Origin of the sequence: Streptosporangium sp. NPDC049046 (genome assembly GCF_040649155.1) — a bacterium.
In the GTDB taxonomy this organism is placed as follows: domain Bacteria; phylum Actinomycetota; class Actinomycetes; order Streptosporangiales; family Streptosporangiaceae; genus Streptosporangium.
Genome location: NZ_JBEZEZ010000001.1, coordinates 261087 through 284678, shown reverse-complemented (window position 1 = coordinate 284678; position 23592 = coordinate 261087). Strand labels below are relative to the sequence as shown.

The 23592-nt window shown below is 71.2% G+C and carries 20 protein-coding genes; 12 read left to right on the top strand and 8 right to left on the bottom strand.

Features of this window, described 5'->3' with window-relative positions; genetic code table 11:
- The 9 genes from murG (at position 1) to AB0B96_RS01115 (ending at position 9794) form a co-directional block, all read left to right on the top strand.
- On the top strand, positions 1 to 1089 hold the full coding sequence (murG, locus tag AB0B96_RS01155; RefSeq protein WP_362895476.1) for an undecaprenyldiphospho-muramoylpentapeptide beta-N-acetylglucosaminyltransferase: 1089 nt from the start codon (positions 1 to 3) through the stop codon (positions 1087 to 1089).
- Positions 1090 to 1198: 109 nt separating this feature from the next.
- Positions 1199 to 2605, top strand: coding sequence for a UDP-N-acetylmuramate--L-alanine ligase (murC, locus tag AB0B96_RS01150; RefSeq protein ID WP_350948102.1), 1407 nt, complete (start codon positions 1199 to 1201; stop codon positions 2603 to 2605).
- Between the two features lie 40 nt (positions 2606 to 2645).
- On the top strand, positions 2646 to 3314 hold the full coding sequence (locus tag AB0B96_RS01145; protein ID WP_350948103.1) for an FtsQ-type POTRA domain-containing protein: 669 nt from the start codon (positions 2646 to 2648) through the stop codon (positions 3312 to 3314).
- 225 nt (positions 3315 to 3539) lie between these two features.
- On the top strand, positions 3540 to 4916 hold the full coding sequence (gene ftsZ, locus AB0B96_RS01140) for a cell division protein FtsZ (protein ID WP_362895473.1): 1377 nt from the start codon (positions 3540 to 3542) through the stop codon (positions 4914 to 4916).
- A 90-nt stretch (positions 4917 to 5006) separates the two neighbouring features.
- Positions 5007 to 5711 (top strand): YggS family pyridoxal phosphate-dependent enzyme, encoded by a 705-nt coding sequence (locus AB0B96_RS01135; RefSeq protein WP_362895471.1) that lies wholly within the window; start codon positions 5007 to 5009, stop codon positions 5709 to 5711.
- A gap of 121 nt (positions 5712 to 5832) precedes the next feature.
- A complete protein-coding gene (gene sepF, locus AB0B96_RS01130) occupies positions 5833 to 6336 on the top strand; it encodes a cell division protein SepF (protein WP_350948106.1) in 504 nt (167 codons plus the stop codon).
- Positions 6337 to 6418: 82 nt separating this feature from the next.
- Positions 6419 to 6706, top strand: coding sequence for a YggT family protein (locus AB0B96_RS01125; protein ID WP_350948107.1), 288 nt, complete (start codon positions 6419 to 6421; stop codon positions 6704 to 6706).
- A gap of 49 nt (positions 6707 to 6755) precedes the next feature.
- The gene (locus tag AB0B96_RS01120) at positions 6756 to 7613 is read left to right on the top strand and encodes a DivIVA domain-containing protein (RefSeq protein WP_362895468.1); all 858 of its coding nucleotides are present in this window, start codon (positions 6756 to 6758) and stop codon (positions 7611 to 7613) included.
- Between the two features lie 42 nt (positions 7614 to 7655).
- Complete coding sequence (locus tag AB0B96_RS01115) at positions 7656 to 9794, top strand: hypothetical protein (protein ID WP_362895466.1); 2139 nt, start codon at positions 7656 to 7658, stop codon at positions 9792 to 9794.
- Between the two features lie 177 nt (positions 9795 to 9971).
- Here the strand turns inward: AB0B96_RS01115 and ileS are convergent, their stop codons facing one another.
- Positions 9972 to 13130 (bottom strand): isoleucine--tRNA ligase, encoded by a 3159-nt coding sequence (ileS, locus tag AB0B96_RS01110; protein ID WP_362895464.1) that lies wholly within the window; start codon positions 13128 to 13130, stop codon positions 9972 to 9974.
- A gap of 474 nt (positions 13131 to 13604) precedes the next feature.
- On the opposite strand from ileS, the gene AB0B96_RS01105 reads away from it, so the two are divergent.
- From AB0B96_RS01105 to AB0B96_RS01095, 3 genes are read left to right on the top strand one after another with little or no spacing between them, the layout of a single operon-like run.
- A complete protein-coding gene (locus AB0B96_RS01105; RefSeq protein WP_362895462.1) occupies positions 13605 to 14024 on the top strand; it encodes a TraR/DksA C4-type zinc finger protein in 420 nt (139 codons plus the stop codon).
- A complete protein-coding gene (locus tag AB0B96_RS01100) occupies positions 13988 to 14623 on the top strand; it encodes a signal peptidase II (protein ID WP_350948112.1) in 636 nt (211 codons plus the stop codon). Before AB0B96_RS01105 ends, AB0B96_RS01100 begins: the two co-directional genes overlap by 37 nt.
- Positions 14616 to 15545: an RluA family pseudouridine synthase gene (locus tag AB0B96_RS01095; protein ID WP_362895459.1), complete on the top strand. Its 930-nt coding sequence runs from the start codon at positions 14616 to 14618 to the stop codon at positions 15543 to 15545. Before AB0B96_RS01100 ends, AB0B96_RS01095 begins: the two co-directional genes overlap by 8 nt.
- Positions 15546 to 15558: 13 nt before the next feature.
- Here AB0B96_RS01095 and AB0B96_RS01090 read toward each other — a convergent pair whose 3' ends face one another.
- The 7 genes from AB0B96_RS01090 to AB0B96_RS01060 all read right to left on the bottom strand — a co-directional run bounded on the left by AB0B96_RS01090 (position 15559) and on the right by AB0B96_RS01060 (position 23219).
- On the bottom strand, positions 15559 to 17178 hold the full coding sequence (locus AB0B96_RS01090) for a protein kinase (protein WP_362895457.1): 1620 nt from the start codon (positions 17176 to 17178) through the stop codon (positions 15559 to 15561).
- 43 nt (positions 17179 to 17221) lie between these two features.
- Positions 17222 to 18598 (bottom strand): acetyl-CoA carboxylase biotin carboxylase subunit, encoded by a 1377-nt coding sequence (locus AB0B96_RS01085; RefSeq protein ID WP_362895455.1) that lies wholly within the window; start codon positions 18596 to 18598, stop codon positions 17222 to 17224.
- Positions 18595 to 19170: a biotin/lipoyl-containing protein gene (locus AB0B96_RS01080; protein ID WP_362895453.1), complete on the bottom strand. Its 576-nt coding sequence runs from the start codon at positions 19168 to 19170 to the stop codon at positions 18595 to 18597. Before AB0B96_RS01080 ends, AB0B96_RS01085 begins: the two co-directional genes overlap by 4 nt.
- Positions 19163 to 20896, bottom strand: coding sequence for an acetyl-CoA carboxylase carboxyltransferase subunit alpha (locus AB0B96_RS01075; protein ID WP_362895451.1), 1734 nt, complete (start codon positions 20894 to 20896; stop codon positions 19163 to 19165). Before AB0B96_RS01075 ends, AB0B96_RS01080 begins: the two co-directional genes overlap by 8 nt.
- Entirely contained in the window at positions 20893 to 21231 is a 339-nt protein-coding gene (locus tag AB0B96_RS01070; RefSeq protein ID WP_362895449.1) for a TcmI family type II polyketide cyclase, read from the bottom strand. Before AB0B96_RS01070 ends, AB0B96_RS01075 begins: the two co-directional genes overlap by 4 nt.
- Before the next feature lie 303 nt (positions 21232 to 21534).
- Positions 21535 to 22209: a response regulator transcription factor gene (locus tag AB0B96_RS01065; RefSeq protein WP_350948119.1), complete on the bottom strand. Its 675-nt coding sequence runs from the start codon at positions 22207 to 22209 to the stop codon at positions 21535 to 21537.
- Positions 22188 to 23219 carry a histidine kinase gene (locus tag AB0B96_RS01060; RefSeq protein WP_362895446.1) on the bottom strand — a complete coding sequence of 344 codons (1032 nt, stop codon included), beginning with the start codon at positions 23217 to 23219 and terminating at the stop codon, positions 22188 to 22190. The genes AB0B96_RS01065 and AB0B96_RS01060 overlap by 22 nt, the downstream gene beginning before the upstream one ends.
- Between the last annotated feature and the right edge of the window lie 373 nt (positions 23220 to 23592).

The window sequence follows — 23592 nt, the reverse complement described above, 5'->3', positions numbered from 1 at the left end:
ATGAGGGTGGTCCTCGCCGGCGGCGGGACGGCCGGTCATATCGAACCGGCGCTCGCCCTGGCCGACGCGTTGCGCCGGCTCGACCCGAACATCGGGATCACCTGCCTCGGCACCGAGCGCGGCCTGGAGACCAGGCTGGTGCCCGCCCGGGGATACGAGCTGCAACTGGTGCCCGCGGTGCCGCTGCCCCGGTCCCTGACGCCCCAGCTGCTGAGCGTGCCGGGCCGCCTGGCGGGCGCCGTCAACGCGGCCGCCGGCATCATGGACCGCGTCCAGGCCGACGTCCTGGTCGGCTTCGGCGGTTACGTGGCGACCCCCGCCTACCTGGCGGCGCGGCGGCGCAACGTGCCGATCGTGGTCCACGAGGCCAACCCGCGCCCCGGCCTGGCCAACCGGCTGGGCGCGCGCCTCACCGAGCACGTGTTCACCGGCCATCCGGACACCCCTCTGGGCCGCGCCGAGCACATCGGGATCCCGCTCCGCCGCGAGATCGTCAACCTGGACCGGCTGTCCATGGGCGACAAGGCCCGGTCCTGGTTCGGCCTGGAGGCCGACCTGCCCACGCTGCTGGTCACCGGGGGTTCCCAGGGGGCACGCTCGCTCAACCGGGCGGCCCTGGCGGCCGCCCCGGCGCTGCGCAGGGCCGGGGTGCAGGTGCTGCACGTCATCGGCCCGAAGAACACGCTGGAGGAGGAGCCGCCGCCGGGCGACCCCCAGTACGTCGTGCTGCAGTACGTCGACCGGATGGACCTCGCCTACGCGGCGGCCGACTTCGCCCTGTGCCGCAGCGGCGCGATGACCTGCGCCGAACTGACGGCCGTGGGCCTGCCGGCCGCGTACATCCCGCTGCCGCACGGCAACGGCGAGCAGCGGCTCAACGCCACCCCGATCGTGCGGGGCGGCGGCGGTGTGATGATCGACGACGCCGAGCTGTCGGCGGAGTGGATCGTCCACAGCGTGCTGCCCATCCTGTCCGACCCCGAGCGCGTGGTCACCATGTCCGAGGCGGCCGCCAGGATGGGCAGGAAGGACGCCGACGTGACGCTGGCACGCAAGGTGCTGGGGATCGCGGCGCAGGGGAGAGGCTGAATGGGCGCGCAGGGGAGCCGGGGCGGCGGGCGCGGGACCGCCGGAGACGAACGACGGCCGGAGGGGCGCGGACGCGCCCGCGCGGCGAACGAGGAGGGGTGAGCGGCCGATGAGCCTGGTCAAGCTGGTGGATCCGGTCGCGGCCGGCGATCTGGGACGGGTCCACTTCATCGGGATCGGCGGTTCCGGGATGTCCGGGATCGCGCGCATCCTGCTCAAGCGGGGAGTGCCGGTCTCCGGCAGTGACGCGCGGGGCTCGGACCTGGTGACGGAGCTGCGCGATCTGGGGGCGAGGGTCCACATCGGCCACGCCGCCTCCCACATCAAGAACGTCGACACCGTCGTGGTCTCCACCGCGATCCGCGACTCCAACCCCGAGCTGGGCGAGGCGCTCCGCCAGGGCCTGCGGGTCATCCCCAGGGCCGCGGCGCTCGCCTCCGTGATGGCGGGCAAGACCGGTGTCGCGCTGGCCGGCACCCACGGCAAGACCACCACGACCTCGATGCTCACCGTGGCGCTGCAGAAGTGCGGCGCCGACCCCTCGTACTGCGTGGGCGGGCAGCTGGTGACGACGGGCCTGGGCGCCGACGAGGGTTCGGGCGGTACGTTCGTCGCCGAGGCCGACGAGAGCGACGGCTCCTTCCTGATGCTCGCCCCCGACATCGCCGTGGTGACCAACGTCGAGCCCGACCACCTGGACAACTACGGAGACCCGCGCGCGGTCCACGACAGCTTCGCCCGGTTCGTCGAGCGCGTCACCGCCACCATGGTCGTGTGCGCCGACGATCCCGGTTCCGCCGCGCTCATCCCGATCGCCCGCGCCCGCGGCCTGAAGGTGATCACCTACGGCGAGAGCGAGGACGCCGACCTGCGGGTGGACGGGATCGTCCCCGAAGGGCTGGGCATCACCTTCACGATCGTGGGGCACGGGGAGGTCAGGCTCGCGGTGCCGGGCCGCCACAACGCGCTCAACGCCGCCTCCGCGATCGCGGTGGCGAGGGAGCTGGGCGTCTCCTTCGACGAGATCCGTGACGGCCTGGCGGCCTTCACCGGCGCCAAGCGCCGTTTCGAGGCCAAGGGGGAGGCGGGCGGGGTGGCGGTCTTCGACAGCTACGCCCACCACCCGACCGAGCTCGCCGCCGACCTGCGCGCGGCGCGGGACGTGGTGGCGTCCTTCTCCGGCGACGGCAGGGTCATCGCGGTCTTCCAGCCGCACCTGTACTCGCGGACGAGATTCTTCGCCGACGATTTCGGTACCGCGCTCGGGCTGGCCGACGAGGCCATCGTCCTGGACGTCTACGGGGCCCGCGAGGACCCCGAGCCGGGCGTGTCGGGGGCGCTGGTGGCGGGGAAGGTGCCGCTGCCCGCCGAGCGGGTGGCCTACGCCCCCCGCCGCGACAGCGTGCCCGCCCTGGTGGCGGAGCGGGCCAGGCCCGGTGACATCGTCCTGACCATGGGAGCGGGCGACGTCACCGAGCTCGGTCCCAGGATCGTGGCGGAGCTGGCCGCGCGGTGACCCACGCCAGCGGGCGCGGGTCGCCGGAGGGGGAGTGGCGATGAACGGGGTGTGGAGGTCGGCCTTCCTGGCCCTGCTCACCGTGGGGGTGGTGGGCATCGCCGCCTGGCTGGTGTTCTTCTCCCCGGTGCTCGGGGTGAGGGAGATCCAGGTGGTGGGCAACGCGGGCCTGTCCGCCGAGCAGATCCGCCAGGCGGCGCAGGTGGCCGAGGACATGCCACTCGCCACCGTCGACGTGGCCGAGGTCGAGGGCAGGATCGGCAGGATCCCGCAGGTGGAGTCGGTGACGGTGAGTCGTGGCTGGCCGGGCACCCTGCGCGTCGAGGTCGTGGAGCGCGAGCCGGTGGCGGTGGTGCCGGTCGGTGACAGGTCCGCGCTGATGGACCGCCACGGGATCGTCACCGAGCTCAGGAACGTCGCGCCCCCGGCACTGCCCGTGCTGAGGGTGTCTCGGCCGGGCCCGGCGGATCCCGCGACCGCGGCGGCGCTCAAGGTCATCACCGCGCTGCCGCAGAATCTCGCCCGCCGGGTCGCGGAGGTTCTCGCGCCGTCGGCGGAGACGGTATCGCTGCGTCTCAAGGACGGCCGCGCGATCGTGTGGGGTGGCGGTGACCGCCCCGCAGACAAGGCGCGGATCCTTGTTACGCTGCTCAAGCGTCCCGCTGACACCTATGACGTCAGTTCGCCTGACGTGGTGACGGTTAAGTGATCTCATCGGATGGCGGGCGTTCCCGGAAAAGGACGGCCCGCGACACGCTGGACACGCTTGCGGCGCGGTTAGTTGACCCGCCAGGAGCGTAACTCCTACTGTCCGTATCACTCCTCAGGTTGACATAAAGCTAAATCTCAACTTGAGGGTGAGGGTTTTGGAAACGACGGCACGGGCCCCGTGCCGCATGAAATTGCAAGTCAACGAGCGGAAAGGCCCCTCGTCGTGGCAGCACCGCAGAACTACCTCGCGGTCATCAAGGTTGTAGGAATCGGCGGAGGCGGAGTCAACGCCGTCAACCGGATGATCGAGGAGGGACTCAAGGGCGTCGAGTTCATCGCCATCAATACCGACGCCCAGGCGCTGCTGATGAGTGACGCCGACGTCAAACTCGACGTCGGGCGCGAGCTCACCCGCGGCCTCGGCGCGGGGGCCAACCCCGAAGTCGGGCGCAAGGCGGCCGAGGACCACCGCGAGGAGATCGAGGAGGTCCTCAAGGGGGCCGACATGGTTTTCGTCACGGCGGGCGAGGGCGGTGGCACGGGCACCGGCGGCGCCCCGGTGGTGGCCAACATCGCCCGTACGCTGGGCGCGCTCACCATCGGTGTCGTGACCCGGCCGTTCAGCTTCGAGGGACGGCGCAGGGCGATGCAGGCCGACGCCGGCATCGAGACCCTCCGCGAGGAGGTCGACACCCTCATCGTGATCCCGAACGACAGGTTGCTGTCGATCTCCGACCGGCAGGTGAGCGTGCTCGACGCCTTCAAGGCGGCCGACCAGGTGCTGCTCTCCGGTGTCCAGGGCATCACCGACCTGATCACCACGCCCGGCCTGATCAACCTCGACTTCGCCGACGTGAAGTCGGTCATGTCCGGAGCCGGTTCGGCCCTGATGGGCATCGGCCACGCCCGCGGCGACGACCGCTCGGTCGCGGCGGCCGAGATGGCCGTCTCCAGTCCGCTGCTGGAGGCCAGCATCGACGGCGCGCACGGCGTGCTGCTCTCGATCGCCGGAGGCTCCGACCTCGGTCTTTTCGAGATCAACGAGGCGGCCCAGCTCGTCTCCACCGCCGCCGCGCCGGATGCCAACATCATCTTCGGTACGGTCATCGACGACGCCCTCGGCGACGAGGTGCGCGTCACGGTGATCGCGGCCGGTTTCGACGAGCCCGCTCCCGAGCCCAAGCAGGCCGCGCAGCCGGCCGCGCGCCCGCAGGCCGTCTCCCGCCCCGCCCCGCCCGCCGCGACGGCGCCGGTCCGCCCGCTGGCGCCCACGGTCAAGGCCGAGCCCCGCCCCGAGCCGAGGGTGGAGCACGCGCCGCCCCCTCCGGTGCGGCCGGTCGCCACCCCGCAGCCGGCGCCGGCGGAGCCCACGCCCCAGCAGCAGATCTACCCGGTCCAGCAGGCGCAGCCCTCGGCGGAGCACGCCGAGCCGCACCGCGCGGAGGAGTCGCACTCCCCGCCGTTGTCGATCCCCCGCCCGGCTCCCGAACCCTCGCAGCCGACGCCGATCTCCGCCAGGGCCACCGACCCGGCCCGGCGCCGACCGGTGATCTTCGAGGAGCAGGAAGAGGAGCTGGACGTCCCCGACTTCCTGAAGTGAGATCTCTCACTGTGGGGGTGGCGACGACCTGCCCGGCCGTGCCGGGAAGAATGGGCTCCGCCGGTTTGCCGACGTCCGAGCGGCGGAGATGTGACGGAAACAACACGACGTGATGAGATCGCGGCCGGGCTGGCCCGGGTGGAGGCGGAGATCGCCCAAGCCTGCCGGGCCGCCGGCCGTCACCGCGAGGAGCTGACGCTCATCGCGGTGAGCAAGACCTATCCCGCCTCCGACGTGCGGATCCTGGCCGAGCTCGGGATCACCGACGTGGGGGAGAACCGCGACCAGGAGGCGTCCGCCAAGGCGCGCGAATGCGCCGGCCTCGATCTCCGCTGGCACTTCGTCGGCCAGTTGCAGACCAACAAGGTCCGCTCGGTGGTCGGGTACGCGGACGTCGTCCACTCGGTCGACCGTCCGCGCCTGGTGGCCGCGCTCAGCCGGGAGGCGCTCGCGGCGGGACGCCCGGTCACCTGCCTGGTGCAGGTCGCGCTCGACGGCGACCCCGCGCGGGGCGGTGCGCGGCCCGAGGAGGTGGAGGCCCTGGCCGACGCCGTCGCCGGAGCCGAGGGGCTTGAGCTGGGCGGGGTGATGGCGGTCGCGCCACTGGGCGAGGAGCCGGGCAGGGCGTTCGCGAGGCTGAGGGAGATCGCGAGGTCCGTCCAGCGGGCTCACCCCGGCGCCGATGTCGTCTCGGCGGGGATGAGTGGGGACATATCCCAGGCTATCGCCAACGGCGCGACACACCTGCGTGTTGGTACGGCGTTGCTCGGTCGCAGGAAGCCCTTCGTCAGGTAATGTCCCTTCAAGTGGACCTTGGCGTCCACGTGTCCGGACAGCGGTCGAACGGTGGTGAGCTCAGGGCGGTCGGGCTGTCCCCCTGGGGCACATCTGAAGTAAGACGGAGGAAGAAGTAGCGATGGCCGGCGCGATGCGCAAGATGGCGGTCTACCTCGGTCTTGTTGAGGACGACCGCTACGAGAGATACGACAGCTACCCCGACGACGAGTACGAGGAGTTCGACGACGCGCGCCGCGAGGGCGACGAGCGGTCTGGCACGGTCCACGACCTCCAGGACGACACCGACTCCGGCGTCCCCGCCCCGAGGCCCGCGACGGCCCTTCTGGAGCGCCGTACGACCGATCTGGCGCGCATCACCACCCTGCATCCCCGCACGTACAACGAGGCGCGGACCATCGGCGAGCACTTCCGTGACGGCACCCCGGTCATCATGAATCTGACCGAGATGGTTGACAGTGACGCCAAGCGGCTCGTTGATTTCGCGGCAGGTCTCGTCTTTGGCCTACACGGCAGCATCGAACGTGTTACGAACAAGGTGTTCCTGTTGTCCCCAGCCAATGTCGAGGTGACCGCCGAGGACAAGGCTCGAATCGCGGAACGCGGATTCTTCAACCAGAGCTAGAGTTCCATCATGAACAGTGACCGGCCTAACAGGTCCCGACGGGCCAGAGGACGGCAGAGCGAAGTGGAGGCGGGCACGGACCGTGGGGATCGTTAGCGGGATCTTGGTCTTCGTCCTGTCCATCTACCTCGTCCTGCTGATCGGCAGAATGATCTTGGAGACGGTGCAGGCGTTCGCGCGCCAGTGGCGCCCCACCGGCATCGTCCTGGTGCTGGCGGAAGCCGTATACACGGTGACCGACCCACCTCTCAAGTTCCTCCGCCGTTTCATTCCACCACTCCGGTTGGGTACGGTGGCCTTTGACCTAAGCTTCACAGTGCTGTTCATTGTGGTCTTGGTCTTGATCCAACTCGTGTCCGCGCTTCGTTGATCGGGTACCGTCCCCCCGGACAGACTCCAAGCGCGCCAAGGAGACCGAAATGCCGCTGACACCCGCCGATGTGCGGAACAAGCAATTCAGTACGACCCGCCTTCGGCCGGGTTACGACGAGGAAGAGGTAGACGCCTTCCTCGATGAGGTCGAGTCCGAGTTGGACCGTCTCATTCAGGAGAACGAGGAGCTCCGCGCCAAGCTGGCGGAGTGCCTGCGGGGCAAGGTCCCCGGCGGTATGGGCATGGCCATGGCGCCGGCCCCCATCGCCGAGCCCAAGCCCGAGATGATGATGCAGCAGCCGGAGCCCATGCGCGCTCCCGAGCCGGTGCAGCATCAGCAGCCTGTTCCCGTCGCGATGGGAATGCCTCCGGCCGAGGACAACATGGACACCGCGGCCCGCGTTCTCGCCCTCGCCCAGCAGACCGCCGACCAGGCCATCGCCGACGCCCGCCGTGAGGCGGACGAGACGGTGACCCGGGCGCGCCGCGAGGCCGACGACATCCTCGGCAAGGCACGTCGCCAGGCCGAGCAGGTCATCGGTGACGCGCGTGCCCGAGCCGAGACGCTGGAACGTGACGCGCAGGAGCGGCACCGCCAGGCCATGGGCTCCCTGGTGCAGACCCGCGACGAGCTTGAGCGCAAGGTCGAGGAGCTCCGCAGCTTCGAGCGCGAGTATCGCAGTCGCCTGAAGCTGTACCTGGAGAACCAGCTCGCAGAGCTTAACGTGGCTGCCGAGGGCAGCGGCGGGTTCCCGATCGTGAGCGGGCCTCCGGCGATGTCCCACGCGGTGGCTCAGGGCGGTCAGCCGACCCTCCAGAGCGCACCCAACCCGTTCGGCGGCGACCCCTCGCAGCACTCCGGTGCCTTCCAGGGCGTTGACGGTCCTCACAACGACCGCCGCTAAGGTGTCGGGTCATCCCCTTGACCCGCACCCGGGAGTCTCTCTGTGATCCTTATCAGCGCCGGTTTGGTACTCACGGCCATCGTCCTGCTCATCGCGGGGTTCGTGCTGGCCAAGCCATTTCTGGTCATGTGGTCGATCGCGGTCAGCGTGCTGTCGGCGGTCTTCCTGGTGATCGGGGCGTTGCTGCGCCGCCACGAGTTGTTCCCCGGCGGGGACGCCGGGGCATCTCAGCCCCTTCCCCAGAAGGGACCGATGCCGGCCGGGCCGCTGCCCGCGCCGCACGGGGTGCCGAACCACCCTTCGGCGCCACAGCAGATGATGGTGCGGCACGGGATGCAGCAGGCGCCCGTGGCCCCGGCCCAGCCGCGACGCGGCCCGGTGGCCGGACCCGCCACCGCCGCGGCGAGGCGGGGCGCCCTGGCCCCCGAGGCCATCGTGCTGGTCATCCCCGGCCGTAAGCGCTATCACGTCGCGGGGTGCCGCCAGCTGGCCGGCAGGGATCATGAGGAGCTCACCCACGAGGAGGCGCTGGAGGAGGGCTTCACGCCCTGCACCACGTGCCTGCCCGCAGACTCCGCCTCCGGGCCCCAGCCGCGGGAGACCTCGCCCGAGGCGCGGAAGCCCGACGAGCCTCTGACCGCCTCTCGGGAGTCCGGCCCCGTCGCCGGTGCTCGCGAGCCAGGTGTTCATGAGGCCACCGCCCGCTTCACCTCCCCGTACCGGCCCGTGCAGCCCACCGCTCCGTCCGGTGGGGTCTCGTCCGGCGGGCAGCAGACTCCCGGAGCGCGGCCCGAACCTCAGCGGCCCGAGTCCCAGCGGCCCGGCGAACAGCAGGGGTCCGAGACTCAGGGGTCCGAATCGCAGCGGCCCGAGACAGCGGCATCGCAGGACCGTTTCGAGGCTTCGCAGACCAGGGCTGAATCTCCGGTGTCTCCGGCGTTTCCGGTCGCGAGCCGCGACGCCGCGCCCGCCAGGCCGGAGAGCTCCGCAGGCGGTCGCGAGAGCACCGCGTCCCGCCAGGAGACCAGGCGTCCGGAAGCCGAGCCCTCACAGCAGGACCCCGTCGTCCCGGTCGCCCGGCCCTACGTGCGGTCCTCCGAGCCCCAGCCTCGGGCCTCCGAGCCCCGGCCCCAGCCTCAGAAGCCCGCGAGCCCTCCGGCCCGCCCGGCGGAGCAGCCCACCCGACCGGCGATCCAGTTGCCGAAGATCCCCGAGATCCCGCACGCCGCGTCCGAGGCCACCAGCTGGTTCAGCCGTGATGTGGCCGCGCAGGCGGCAGGGGAGAGCCGGGAGGCCTCCGCCGGCTCCGTGGGCGCCTCGGCCAAGCCTGGTTCGCCGAAGCCGGAGCCTGACTCCGCGAAGGCCGGACCCGAGCCCGCCGCCTCCTCCGGTACGTCGGCCACGGACGCCTCGGCGAGCCGGGCCGGGGCGTCCGACCCCGATGAGCCGGACGCCGGCGGGGGCGCGTCCGCGAAGTCCGGGTCAGCCGGGCCCGAGCAGGCCGAGGTCGAGCCCACCAGGCCCGCTTGGACCAAGCCCGCGAAGGACGAGCAGACCAGGAGCCGACCGGCCGAGGCCACGTCCGCCGACTCCGCGAAGGGCGGGTCCGGCGGCGGGGAGGCCCGCGCCGAGGCCGTCTCCGGCGAGAACGCCTCCTCCGCGGAGGCGGAAACCACGACCGCCGGTCGGGAGACCTCTCCGGAGCCCTCGGGTTCCTCCGGGCGAGAAGACTCCGCCACGGTCGGCACCCCCGAGCCGGTGGAGCCGGCCGAGACCGCACCCGGGCGCGCCGGGCGGCAGGTAGCGGCCGACTCCACCTCAGCCGAACCCGACCCGGCACCCGAGAACGCCTCGGCCGATGTGAGGTCCGAAGCCGGCACGGGGACCTCCTCCCGCGACGGCCGCGACGACGGCGACGCCCCCGATGATCGAGACGACGACACCTCTCCCGGCGGTATTCCCGCCATCAAGGACCGGCCGCGCCCCGCGACCGAGGAGCGGGAGACGGACGGCGAGACGGTCACGGTCATCGCCGGTACCCGCCGTTTCCACGATTCCGACTGCCCTCTCGTCAAGGGGGCCAGCGTGGGCGGCAGCGGCGTCGAGACCACGACCCGAGCCGAGGCCGAGCGGGCCGGTCTGAGCAACTGCCCGATCTGCCGGATCGACCGCCGGACGTGAGCTGACCGGGCAGGCCGGACACCCGGCCCTTACCGGCCCCTCCGCACATCCGTATCGCTGTGAACCATGACGGCCGGGGTTTCCTGGAGGACATCCAGAAAACCCCGGCCGCGTCCGGTCTCGCCGACCTTCCCGGGCCGGTCCGACCGGTTGAGCCGATCGGACCGGCCGGACCGGTCAGACCGTCGTCGTCGTGCGGCGGAGCTGGAAGGTCAGGCCCAGCTCCGCGTCGCCGTGGACGGGGAGGTCGTCGGCGCCGCCCTCGGTGAGGGAGACGGCGAGGACCTCGTCGGCCACCGTCTGTCCCTGGGTTCGCAGGGCCTCGGCCAGGTCGGCGTCGCCGGTGGACCACCACACGTCGATCCGGTCGGCGATCGACAGGCCGGTGGACTTGCGGGTGTCCTGGAGCAGGCGGATGACGTCGCGGATCAGGCCCGCGCGGCGCAGCTCGTCGGTGATGGTCAGGTCGAGGGCGACCGTCTCACCGGCCCCGGCCTCCACCGCCCAGCCGGACCTCGGCTGCTCGGTGACGATCACGTCGTCGGCGCCGAGCTCCACGGTGCCCAGCTCTCCCGCCTCCACCGGGACCGGTGAGCCGGTACGGAGCGCGCGGGCGAGCTCGGCGGGATCGGCGGCGGTGACGGCCGAGGCGACCAGCTTGGTCCGCGAGCCGAACCGCTTGCCCAGCGCCCTGAAGTTGGGCTTGACCGTGAAGGACACCAGGTCCGCTCCGATCCCGGACAGGTCCTCCAGGTCATTCACGTTGAGCTCGTCGGTGATCAGCTCGCGCAGTTCCGGGGGGAGCGCGGCCCAGCCGGGGGCTCCGACCAGGGCCCGGCCGAGCGGCTGGCGGGTCTTGACCCCGCTGGAGGCGCGGGCCGAGCGGCCCAGCTCCACCAGGCGGCGGACCAGCGCCATCCGCTCGGACAGCTCCGGGTCCAGCAGTTCGCCGTTGACCTCGGGCCAGGAGGCGAGGTGGACCGAGGAGGGGGCGTCGGCGTCGCGGAGCACGTCCCACACGTAGTCGGTGGTGAACGGCACCACCGGCGCCATCAGCCGGGTGACCGTCTCCAGGCACTCGTACAGCGTGGCGAACGCCGCGGGGTCACCGCCCCAGAAGCGGCGCCGGGAACGCCGTACGTACCAGTTGGACAGGTCGTCGAGGAACTCGGCGAGGCGCCGCCCGACGCGGGCGGTGTCGAAGACGTCCATCGACGCGGTGACCTCGTCCACGGTCCTGTGCAGCTCGGCGAGGGCCCAGCGGTCGATCAGCGGGCGCTCGTGGTACGCGGGCGCCGCCGACAGCTGGGACGGCGACCAGGACTCCGCGTTCGCGTACAGGGTGAAGAACGACGTGGTGTTCCAGTAGGTGAGCAGGACCTTGCGGACGATCTCCTCAAGGGCGCCGTGCCCCACCCTGCGGGCCGCCCACGGCGAGCCGGAGCAGGCCATGTACCAGCGCAGCGCGTCGGCGCCGTGCTGGTCCATCAGCGGCATCGGCTGCAGGACGTTGCCCAGGTGCTTGCTCATCTTGCGGCCGTCCTCGGCGAGGATCAGGCCGAGGCAGAGCACGTTCTCGTACGAGGACCTGCCGAAGACGAGCGTGCCCACCGCCATCAGCGAGTAGAACCAGCCGCGGGTCTGGTCGGTGGCCTCGCAGATGAACTGCGCGGGATACGCCTTGGCGAGCATCTCCTCGTTCTGGTAAGGGGCGCCCCACTGGGCGAACGGCATCGAGCCCGAGTCGTACCAGGCGTCGATCACGTCGGGGACCCGGCGCGCCTCGTCGCCGCAGGTGGGGCAGGGCAGGGTGACGTCGTCCACGTAGGGGCGGTGCGGGTCGAGCGCGGAGACGTCCTGACCGGACAGGCGGCCCAGCTCGTCCAGCGAGCCGACGCAGGTGACGTGCGAGTCGTCGGTGGTGCAGACCCACAGGGGCAGCGGGGTGCCCCAGTAGCGTGAGCGCGACAGCGACCAGTCGACGTTGTTGCGCAGCCACTCGCCGAACCGGCCCCACTTGATCGTCTCGGGGTACCAGCTGGTCTTCTCGTTCTCGGCGAGGAGCTGGTCCTTGATCGAGGTGGTGCGGATGTACCAGGCGGGGAGGGCGTAGTAGAGCAGCGCGGTGTGGCAGCGCCAGCAGTGCGGGTAGCTGTGCTCGAAGTGGCTGCCCCGGTAGAGCAGGCCGCGCGTCCGCAGGTCGGCGGTGAGCCCTTCGTCGGCGTCCTTGAAGAACGTGCCGCCGACCTGGGGAACGTTGTCGAGGAAGCGGCCGTCGGGGCCGATCGGGTTGACCACGGGCAGCCCGTAGCGCTTGCAGGTCGTCATGTCGTCGGCGCCGAAGGCGGGCGCCTGGTGGACCAGGCCGGTGCCGTTGTCGGTGGTGACGTAGTAGCCGAGCACCACGTAGTGCGCACCGGGGATGTCGACCAGCTCGAAGGGGCGCGTGTAGGTGGTGTGCTCCAGGTCGGCCCCCTGGAAGGAGGCGAGGACCTCGGCGCCCTCGCCCAGCGCGGCGGCGAGCAGCGGCTCGGCCACGACGAGGACCTCGTCGGATCCGGCGGGACGGGCCGCGACGTAGGTCACGTCCGGGTGCACGGCCACGGCGGTGTTGGAGACCAGGGTCCACGGCGTGGTGGTCCAGATCAGCAGCGAGGCGCCGAGGTCGGCGAGCGGCCCCGAGGTCGCGGGCATGCGGACGTAGACCGACGGGCTGTTCACGGTCTCGTAGCCGCCCGGCTGGCCCAGCTCGTGGTCGGACAGGCCGGTGCCGCAGCGGGGGCAGTACGGGGTGATGCGGAAGTCGCGGGTGAGGAGGTCCTTGTCGAAGATGACCTTGAGCGACCACCAGACGGACTCCACGTAGGCGGGGTCCATCGTGCGGTACGCCTGGGACAGGTCGATCCAGTAGCCCATCCGCTCGGTCATTTCCTCGAAGGCGTCCACGTGCTTCAGCACGGACTCGCGGCACCTGTCGTTGAACTCGGCGATGCCGTACGCCTCGATCTCCTTCTTGCCGGAGAGGCCGAGGGACTTCTCGACGGCGACCTCGACGGGCAGTCCGTGGCAGTCCCAGCCCGCCTTGCGGGGGACGTTGTAGCCACGCATCGACTTGTAGCGGGGGAAGACGTCCTTGAAGACACGCGCCTCGACGTGGTGGACGCCGGGCATGCCGTTGGCGGTGGGCGGACCCTCGTAGAAGACCCAGTTGGGGCCGCCGGCGTTCTGCTCGACCGAGCGCTCGAAGATCTTGCCGTCCCGCCAGCGGTCGAGCACCTCGTGCTCAAGCGCGGGAAGATCGACCTGCGCGGGAAGAGAACGGAAATAGGCGGACATGATGGGCTGGACCTCCACGCTGGAACCGGCTGTGGCGTGGAGGGACGAGGCCGTCGGGCCCCGCGGTACCACCCTCCTTGACCTCGCGTGCGAGGCCCTCTTCCTTCGGTCTGCTGCCGGGTCTACTGGGCCGCCGCGGATCTTCTCCGGGACGTCGCGGCCGTTCTTCCGGCGGCTCCGGGGTGATCGTGCCTTCGCGCCTCGCCCCGGGCTCGCACCGTCCCCGGGTCGCTCGTGCGAGGGGATGCGGAGGTTGCTGTCCCCATCAACGCCTTGCAGGCTCACACGATAACGCACCCGCCCCCCTGGAAGCTTCCCGTTATCGAGGCAGGCTGAGCGGAATCAGGGGGAAGCGACCGGATGTTACGGGAGTGGTAAACAATGCGGCGGGTCGTTTGCCGTTCTGTTATAGAAGACCTAAGCTGCCCGCACCGCTTACCACATTGGAAACGGTCATCGAGCAAGGAGGCCGCCATGGCTGCGACCGTGCGCGCACACAACAGCGCGGTGGCGCCGTCCCAGGACGGCGCCGTCGTCACCTGGTCGGCCGAGGAACTCAAGGTGGTCCGTGAGCAACTGGCCACGGAGATCCGAGAGCTCACCGAGGAGATCGCCAGGGCCGAGACGGAGATCGCGTCGAGCGACGTCACCGACGGCGCGGGAGACGATCAGGCCGACGCCGGAGCCCGGACGTATGAACGCGAGCGCGAAATCGCCCTTACCCTGAACTCGCGCGACCTGGTCGCGCAGAACGAGCGAGCGATCGCCCGGATCGACGCGGGGACCTACGGAGTGTGCGAATCGTGCCATCAGCCGATCGGAAAGGAGCGCCTTCAGGCGTTTCCGAGGGCGACGCTGTGCGTGGCCTGCAAGCAGCGGGAGGAGCGCCGCTGACCGGTGACAGCGAGGACGGGGCGGTTTCCGCCGCCCCGCTCCCGAGGCGGCGGATCGCCGTACTCGCGACGATCGTCCCCGTCATCTACGCCCTCGACCTGGCCACGAAGACCCTCGTGCTTCGGACCCTGGAGGGCAGGGAACCGCTCGTGGTCGTCCCGGATCTCCTCCAGTTCCGGGTGATCTTCAACTCGGGGGCCGCCTTCAGCCTCGGCACCGGGATGACGATCATCTTCACCTGTGTCGCGACCGCCGTCGTGGTGGCGATCCTGCGCACCGCGCGCAACCTGCGCAGCCTGCCCTGGGCGATCACGCTGAGCCTGCTGCTCGGCGGGGCACTCGGCAACCTCACCGACCGTATCTTCCGCTGGCCCTCGGGCTTCGGGCCCGGCAGGCCCTCGCCCTTCCAGGGGCACGTGGTCGACTTCATCGAGACCTTCCCCGGCCACTTCCCGGTCTGGAACGTCGCCGACTCGGCGATCGTCTGCGGGGGCATCCTGGCGGTCGTTCTCGCCTGGCGGGGTTACCAGCTCGACGGCACGCGCGACATGGGGGCCGAGAAGACCACGAAGGAAACGAAGGAGAACAGCGATGGCTGACCGGCGAAGCCTGCCCGTCCCCGACGGGCTGGAGGGCGAGCGTCTCGACGCCGCCCTGTCACGCCTGTTCGGCCTCTCCCGCACCCGCGCGGCCGAGCTGATCGTCGCCGGTGACGTGCTGGTGGACGGCGCGACCGCGATCAAGTCCGACCGGGTCCACGGCGGCGCGTGGCTGGAGGTCACCCTCCCGCCGCCGCCCACCACGCCGATGCCGGTGGCCGAGCCCGTGCCCGGAATGCACATCGTGTACGAGGACGACGACATCGTCGTCGTCAACAAGCCCATCGGCGTGGCCGCCCACCCGACCACCGGGTGGACCGGTCCCACCGTGATCGGCGGTCTGCTGGGCACCGGCCACCGGGTGGCCACCAGTGGCGCGGCCGAACGCCAGGGCATCGTGCACCGGCTGGACGCCAACACCACCGGCGCGATGGTCGTCGCCAAGAGCGAGCACGCCTACTCCCACCTGAAGAGGGCTTTCAAGGAGCGTACGGTCGACAAGCGTTACCACGCGCTGGTCCAGGGCCACCCCGACCCGCACCGAGGCACGGTGGACGCGCCGATCGACCGCCATCCCGTCGGTGACGGTCGCTGGGCGGTGGTGGCCGGGGGCAAGGACTCGGTCACCCACTACGACACGATCGAGGCGTTCCGCGCGGCGTCGCTGCTGGACATCAAGCTGGAGACGGGCCGCACCCACCAGATCAGGGTCCACATGTCGGCGCTGCGCCACCCGTGCGTCGGCGACATGCTGTACGGGGCCGACCCCACCCTGGCCGCGCGCCTGGGGGTGAGCAGGCAGTGGCTGCACGCGGTCTCCCTCGCCTTCGAGCACCCTTCCACCGGCGAGTGGGTCTCCTTCAGCACCACCTACCCCGAAGATCTGGCCCAGGCTCTCAGGATCGTCGCCGCCGAGTCCTAGCGCCGCACACCGATCAGCCGTTCCTGATCTCGCCTCCGGTGTCCGTGTCCTGGCCCGGTCCGTTGATCACTCCGGCGTTCGCGACCTTGCCCTCGGGGGCCGTCCCGGCGTTGGGGTCGACCTGGTCGGGTGAGTCGCCCTGCTGCCCCTCGCCCGGCGCGGTGTCCTGCCCCGAGCCCTCGCCGGTCCCCTCACCCTGGTCCTGCTCCTCGTCCTGCCCCTGGCCGGCGGGGTCCTCCTCAGGCCTGTCGGGTTTGTTGGGTTTGTCGGGCTTGTTTTGAGGGTCCTGTGACGGCTTGGGCGACGGCTTCTCCGACGGTTCGCCCGACGGCCTGTCCCGTGGCGCGGGGTCGTCGTTCCTCGCCCTTTCCGGGGCGGGGCGACCCGAGGTCCCGCCACCGTTGTCTCGCGCGGGTACCTTCGCCTGCTCGGGCTTGTTCGAGGGCTTCTTCTCGTCGGGCCCCACGCTCGCCGACGTCGGCTGATCCCGGGGGATCGGGGGCGAGGAGTTGACGGCGACCCATGCCGCACCTCCCGCGGTCGCGGCGATGGCGAGCGTCGCCGCGACCAGGGCGGCCATCGCCGGACGTCGCCTCCTCCGGGGGACGAAGGCCGGACCCTGCTCCGGGCCGGATCCGGCGGGCACGGGAGGTAGCGGCGGTGTGGCCTCGGCCGGCGCGGTGGGTGCGCCGTCCGGACCCGGGACCGCGGCCACCAGGGGAACCGCCATGGAAGATCCGGCCGACGGTCCGGTGGCGGCCCCGGCGGGCGGTGCGGCGGGCAGTTCGATGGGCATGGTCGGTTCCGGTGCGGTGCCGTTCACCAGGGAGGTGAGGTGGACCTGCACATCGCGGGCCGACATGCGTCGCGCGGGATCCTTGTGGAGCAGGCCGAAGATCACCGGGGCGAGCGGCCCGGCGAACCGCATCGGCGACGGCTCCTGGTGCATGACGGCGCTGAGCGTCGCGAGCGGGTGGGCCCGCTCGAAGGGGGAACGTCCCTCGACCGCCACGTAAAGCGTCACGCCGAGCGACCACAGGTCGGAGGCGAACTCGGCCGGCCCGCCGCTCGCCCGCTCCGGCGCGATGAACGCCGGGGTGCCGATGAGCGAGCCGGTCCTGGTGATCGAGGAGTCGCCCTCCAGGACGGCGATGCCGAAGTCGGTGAGCACCGCCCGTCCGTCCCTGGCGATCAGCACGTTGTCCGGCTTCACGTCGCGGTGCAGGACACCGGCGTGGTGGGCGGCGAGCAGCGCGCCCAGCACCTCCAGCCCGATCCGCGCCACCCGCATCGGCGGCAGCGGCCCGTCCTCCCTGACCACCGCTCCGAGCGTGCGGGAGTCGATGAGCTGCATGATGATCCAGGGGCGCCCGTTCTCCTCGATCACGTCGTAGACCGTCGCCACTCCCGGGTGGCCGCCGATCCGCCCGGCGGTACGGGCCTCCCTGAGGGTCCGGACGGTGAAGACCTCACGCTCGGGACCGGTGAGGTCGGGGGAGGGGACGACCTCCTTGACCGCCACCTCCCGGCCCAGGACCTCGTCCCGCGCTCGCCAGACCGTTCCCATGCCTCCTCGGCCGATGCGTTCGAGTAGGCGGTAGCGGGCTCCGATGATCCCCTGAGAATCGGTCATGGGGTGGCGAGTACCCAGGATTTACGTCGGCATTCAGGAAAGTTTACGCAGACCAGAGCATGTGCCCTTCTTCGCGCATGAACGTGTCCACGAATCCGGTGCCGTGCTCACCCGCCGCGAACCGCGGTTGCGCGAGCAGGGCGCGCAGCAACGGGATGGTGGTGGCCACCCCCGGTCCCTCCACGGCGAACTCGGCGAGCGCGCGGTCTGCCCTGGCGATCGCCTCCTTTCTGGTGGGCGCCCAGACGACCAGTTTCGCGATCATCGAGTCGTAGTCGGGGGGAATCGTGTCGCCCTGGGCGAACCCGGAGTCGACCCGCACCCCGGGGCCGCCGGGCGGACGGAAGACCGTCAGGCGGCCAGGAGTGGGACGGAACCCCGCGCCCGGGTCCTCGGCGTTCACCCGGCACTCGACGGCCGCGCCGGTGAAGCGGATCTGCTCCTGGGTGAACGGCAGGAGCTCGCCCGCCGCCACCCGGATCTGCTCCCTGACCAGGTCGACGCCGGTGAGCATCTCGGTCACCGGATGCTCGACCTGGATACGGGCGTTGATCTCCATGAAGGTCGCCTCACCGGTCGGGCCGACCAGGAACTCCATCGTCCCCGCCCCGGTGTAGCCCACGTGCCGCGCTCCGGCCACGGCGTACTCGCCAAGCCGCCCGCGCGCCTCCTCGGACAGGGCGAGGGAGGGCGCCTCCTCGACGAGCTTCTGGTTGCGCCGCTGCAACGAGCAGTCGCGCTCCCCCAGGTGCACGACGGTCCCGGCGGAATCTCCCAGCAGCTGCACCTCCACGTGGCGGGCCACGGGCACGAACCGCTCGATGTAGACGTCGCCGTCACCGAACATCCGCCGGGCGAGCGCGGTGGTGCGCCGGTAGACGTCACGCAGCTCCGCCCGGTCGCGCGCCACCTCGATGCCCCGCCCGCCGCCGCCCGCGACGGCCTTCACGATGACCGGATAGCCGATCTCGGAGCCGATCCGCTCGGCCTCGGCCGCGGAGGAGACGGCGCCGTCGCTGCCGGGCAGGACGGGCAGCCCGGCCTCGGCCATCAGGGAGCGCGCCCGCGCCTTGTCGCCGACGTGCTCCATGACCTCGGGACGGGGACCGATGAAGGTGATCCCGCTGTCCGCGCAGATCCTCGCGAAGTCGGCGTCCTCCGACAGGAAACCGTAGCCGGGGTGGATCGCCTCCGCCCCGGTCTGCAGGGCCGCCTCGATGACGGCGGGCACCGAGAGGTAGCTGCGCCGCGCCGGGGCCGGGCCGATGTGGACGGCTCTGTCGGCGTAGGCCACGAACCGGGCGTCCCGGTCGGCCGTGGAGTACACGGCGACGGTCTCGATGCCCATCTCGCGGCAGGTCCTGGCCACGCGCAGCGCGATCTCGCCCCGGTTGGCGATGAGTATCCTTCCGAAGCTCATGGCTCGTCCGTCCGTAGCCGCACCAGGACCTGCCCGTACTCCACCGGCTCGCCGTTTCCCACGACCACCTCGACGACCTCGCCCGCCTGGCCGGCGGCCACCGGGTTCATGAGTTTCATCGCCTCGACGAGGCCGACCGTCTGCCCCGCGTCCACCCGGTCGCCGGGTCGTACGAACGGCGGGGCTCCCGGCTCGGCGGCGACGTAGAAGGTGCCCACCAGGGGAGAGGTCACCGCGTACGAGGCGGGGTCCTCTCGCTCGGGCGACCCGGCCGCCTGCTCCGTGGTCACGGCCGTAGGCTGCTGGACCGGCGCGGCGGGCTGGGAGGCGGGCCGCAGGACCGGGGGAGGGGCCTGGGGAAAGGCCCAGGTCACCTCAAGGGCGCACTCGCCCAGGCGCAGGGAGATGCCGGCCACCGGTCCCGGGACGGCCTTGACGAGGTTGGCGACCTCCTCGCGCAGCAGCCGCATCGCCGCGTGGGTCTCCTCCCCCTCACTTCGCCTCTCGGTGTCTCGGACTACCGCGTGGGTGTCCTCTCCCCGGCCCTGCCTTCCGGTGGCCCGCTCACTCATCCTCGACCACCCCCAGCACGCGGAACCTCTCGTGGCGGTGCTTGCGCAGCTCGTCGCCGTCGAGCCCGGACAGCTCGCGCAGTGATTCCAGTACGGCCGACCTGAGCGCGTCCATCGCCGCTCGCGGATCCTCCTGGGCACCGCCCGCGGGCTCCGGCACGACCCCGTCCACGACACCGAGCCGCAGCAACTCGGGCGCGGTGATCCGCAGGGAACCGGCCAGCTCGGTGGCGTGTGAGGGATCGCCGTACAGGATCGCCGAGCAGCTCTCCGGGCTGATCACCGAGTAGACGGCGTGGCGCAGCATCAGGACCCGGTTGGCCAGCGCGAGGGCCAGCGCCCCGCCGCTGCCTCCCTCACCGACCACGGTGGCGACCACCGGCACGGACAGCTCCGACATGCCGGCGAGGCACTCGGCGATCGCCCAGGACTGCCCGCGATCCTCGGCTCCGACACCCGGGGCCGCGCCCTGGGTGTCGACGAGCGTCACCACCGGCAGGCCGAGCCGGTCGGCGAGCCGCATCAGCCGCAGTGCCTTGCGGTAGCCCTCGGGATGGGCGAGACCGAAGTTTCTGGCGACGAGTTCCCCGGTGTCGTGCCCCTTCTGATGACCAATGATCATCACGGGTGTCCCGTCGAGCAGGCCGGTGCCGCCGACGATCGCCGGGTCGTCGCGATGCGTGCGGTCTCCGTGAAGCTCCACGAAGTCCGAGCACAGATGCCAGATGTAGTCGAGAGTGGTCGGACGCCGGGTGTCGCGGGCCAGCCGCAGGGTCTCCCGGGCGGTCGGCTCGCCGGACAGCTCGCCCGGATCGCGGATCACCGCCGCGGACCGAGCGGGGAGCGGCGTCCCCTGCGCGGACCCGTTCCCGTTTCGCGCGTCTCGGTGTGGTGCGTTCCCGGTCTGTTCGTTTCCGGGGCGGCCGGTCGTGGACAGCAGCCGGGCGAGCAGGGGACGCAGCCCTTCGCGGGGCTCGACCCGGTCGAGCATGCCGCGTTCGGCGAGGTATTCGGCGCTCTGGAAGCCGGGCGGGAGCTTCTCGCGGGTGGCGGAGGCGATGACGCGCGGCCCCGCGAAGCCGACGAGCGCACCGCGCTCGGCGATCAGCACGTCCCCGAGAGTGGCGAAGGAGGCGGTCACCCCGCCGAAGGTGGGATCGGTCAGCACGCAGACGCTGAGCACGCCCGCCCGCCGCAGTCGTCGCATCGCCTGGGCGGTCTTGCCCATCTGCATCAGTGACAGGCAGCCCTCCTGCATGCGGGCGCCTCCCGAGGCGACGGCCAGGACCAGCGGCACGCGCTCGCTCAGCGCCCGCTCGCAGGAGCGGGTGACGGCCTCGCCGACCGCCGAGCCCATGCTGCCGCCGAGGAAGGAGAAATCCATGACGGCGACGACCACGCGGTGGCCGCCGATCGTGGCGGTGCCGTGCAGGACGGCGTCGTCCAGGCCGGTGCGCTCGCGTGCCCGCGCCAGACGCTCGCCGTAGGGCAGGGAGTCGGTGAATCCCAGCGGGTCGCCACCGCGCACCCGGGGGGCGGCGACGAAGGAACCGTCGTCCACCAGTGTGCGCAGCCGCTCATCGGCGCACAGCCGGTGGTGGTGGTCGCACTCGGGGCAGACGCCCCGCGTACGGGCCAGGCGGGGGACGTACACGATGGACGCGCAGCCGGGGCAGCGAGACCACAGGGCGGGGGCGGTGGCCGGTGCGGCGGGGGAGATCGTCACAGGGCACGCTCCGGGGGGGTCCAGTGGTAGAACCGCTGTGCCATCGCGTCGGCGGGGCCGCGCCAGGTGTCCGGGTCGTACGGTCTGACGTGCGGGGCGAGCTCCCGGCTCAGCCGCAGGAAGTCCTCGCGTCCGCCGGCCGTGGCCATCGCCTCGGCGGCGGATCCCTCGAACTCGACATGGTGGAAGTAGAGGTCTCGGTAGCGGAACAGGTCGCGGCGCGTCACCCCGAGCGCGCGGGGCAGCTCGCCGGCGTCGGACTCGCCGAAGAGGCGGGAGACCTCGCCGGAGCCGCCGGGGGTGAGGCGGGCGACGATCAGAATCCGGTCGGGCACGGGAACTCCTCGGTGTCCGGTCGATCGGGTCCGTCCCACCGTAGGAACCGGGCCGGGCCGCTGTCGCCCGCCGCCGGCGTGAACCCGGGACTCCTCCGGGGAGGGGACCCTCTCCTTCCCCGAGGGGAGCCGTGCCCTTTTCCGGGCCCCCTTCGGGACCTTCCTTCCGGTCCTCTTCCTGGCGCCTTTTCGGGTTGCCGGTGCTTTTGCGGGATCGGGCGGAAGGTGGTTTCGCGGTATGGGCGGACGCGAATGGGCCGCCCCCCGTGGGGGAGACGGCCGCCGTCGCGTGCCTGAGCCGTGTCAGCCCCGAGGGGTGGCCGCCACCAGGCCGTTCTCGTACGCGAAGATCACTATCTGGACCCGGTCGCGGACCCCGAGCTTCTGGTAGAGGTGCTGGACATGCGACTTGATCGTGCTGTCGCCGAGCACGAGCGCGCGTGCGATCTCGTCGTTGCCGTAGCCACGTACGAGCAGGCGGAACACCTCCCGCTCCCGCTCGGTGAGCTGGTCGAGCACGGCGGTCGGCGCGGCCGAGAGCACCGGGCGCCTGGCGAACTCGTCGATGAGCTTTCGCGTCACCGAGGGCGAGAGCAGGGCGTCGCCCTCGGCGACCTCGCGCACGGCCTCCACCAGCCGGTCGGTGGGCGTGTGCTTGAGGATGAAGCCGCTGGCCCCGCTGCGCAGCGCCTCGAAGACGTGCTCGTCCTGGTCGTAGATGGTGAGGATCACGACCTTCGCGGGGTAGGCGGCACCCAGCTTGCAGATCTCCCTGGTGGCGGTGATGCCGTCCATGCGCGGCATGTTGATGTCCATCAGCACCACGTCCGGGCGGAGTGACTTGACCGACTGCACCGCCTGTAGCCCGTGCGGTGCCTCTCCGACCACGACGATGTCGGGCACCCCGTCGAAGACGGCGTGCAGGCCGCTGCGGATCAGCGGCTGGTCGTCGGCGATCAGGACGCGGATCTTCCGCATGGCTCGTCCTCTCTGGAGATGGCGGAGGTGACGGGGATGACGGCCCGGGTGGCGAACCCGCCCCCGGGCAGTGGCCCCGACTCCAGGTGCCCCCCCTGCTCCGCGACCCGCTCGGACAGACCGGACAGTCCTGTGCCGCCCCGTTCGCCGGGAACCCGCCTGCCGGGAAAGGGCACGGGAGCGGCCACGGTCATCACACCGGGGCGCGTCTCGTTGACCACCGAGACGCTCAGCTCGTCACCGAAGCAGACATCCAGATGGACCGGGCCGGCGTTGTGCTTGAGCGCGTTCGTCAGTGCCTCCTGGGCGACACGGAACGCGGTCTTGGCGACCTCGGGTGGCACGTGGCGTTCGTCGGCGATGTTGCGCAGCCGTACGGCCAGGTCGGGGAGAGGAAAGCGCCCGGCGAGCTCGGTCAGCCTGGTCGAGAGCGGCACCCCGTCGTCACCGCGTCGAGGCTCCTGCCGGATGAGCCCGCCTGAAGGCTCCTCCAGGGGGAGGCCACGCGCCGGTCGCCTCCGGGAGAGACGGCGTGGCGGCTCCCTTCGAGACGGACCACGCGGAGGCCGCTCCCATGCGGGGTCGCCCAACGGGTCCTTCCAGGGCGCCAGGTCGAGCCTCCCCCGTGGGAGAGACGGCTCGTGCCGCAGGGCGGCCAGTGTTTCCCGCAGGTCCTCCAGGGTCGCCTGGGCCGTCTCCTCGATGATCCGGGCCACCTGGTGTCCCGTCGTCGAGGAGCCGGACAGCCGTCTGGCCTGGAGCGCGATGACGGTCAGGCCGTGCCCCACGCCGTCGTGCAGGTTGCGGGCGATCCAGCGCCGCTCGCGGAGCATCGCGCTGGTCTCGCTCCCGGTCGGGATGGTCTGGGCCGAGGTGGTCTGGGTCGGTGTGATCCGGGCCTGGCGGGGATCGGTCGTCGCCGACACGGTGGCCAGGATCACGGCCGCCGTGGAGCACAACAGGTCGGTCCAGCTCAGCTCGGAGAGGAGATAGCCGAAGAAGTCGCTCACCGGACCCACCCCGTTGGGGTCCGTTGAGATCTCCGCTGGGATCGGCTGATCAGTGGATGTGAGAGGTGCTTGCATTTCTGGGTTGTTTTGCCCCGTCGTTCCCCCATGAAAGGTGAGCGTAGTCAGAAAAGGGAGCTATATCAAGCAAATTATATGGGCCGTCACAGGCTTCGTTAAGATTCTGTTCTCCGGGTAAGTGAAACGCCGATCGCGCGTCTGTAAATGTTCTCTGGCGGGCCGTCGGGGAATTCGAGGCGATCCTGTCGGCGGATACCATCGACGGGCTCCGCATTCAAGTGATCTATGGGTTCTCACAGGGAGGTCTCGGAGGTTCTTAAGGTGCGCGGACCGAATCGCATTATGTGCGGTGACT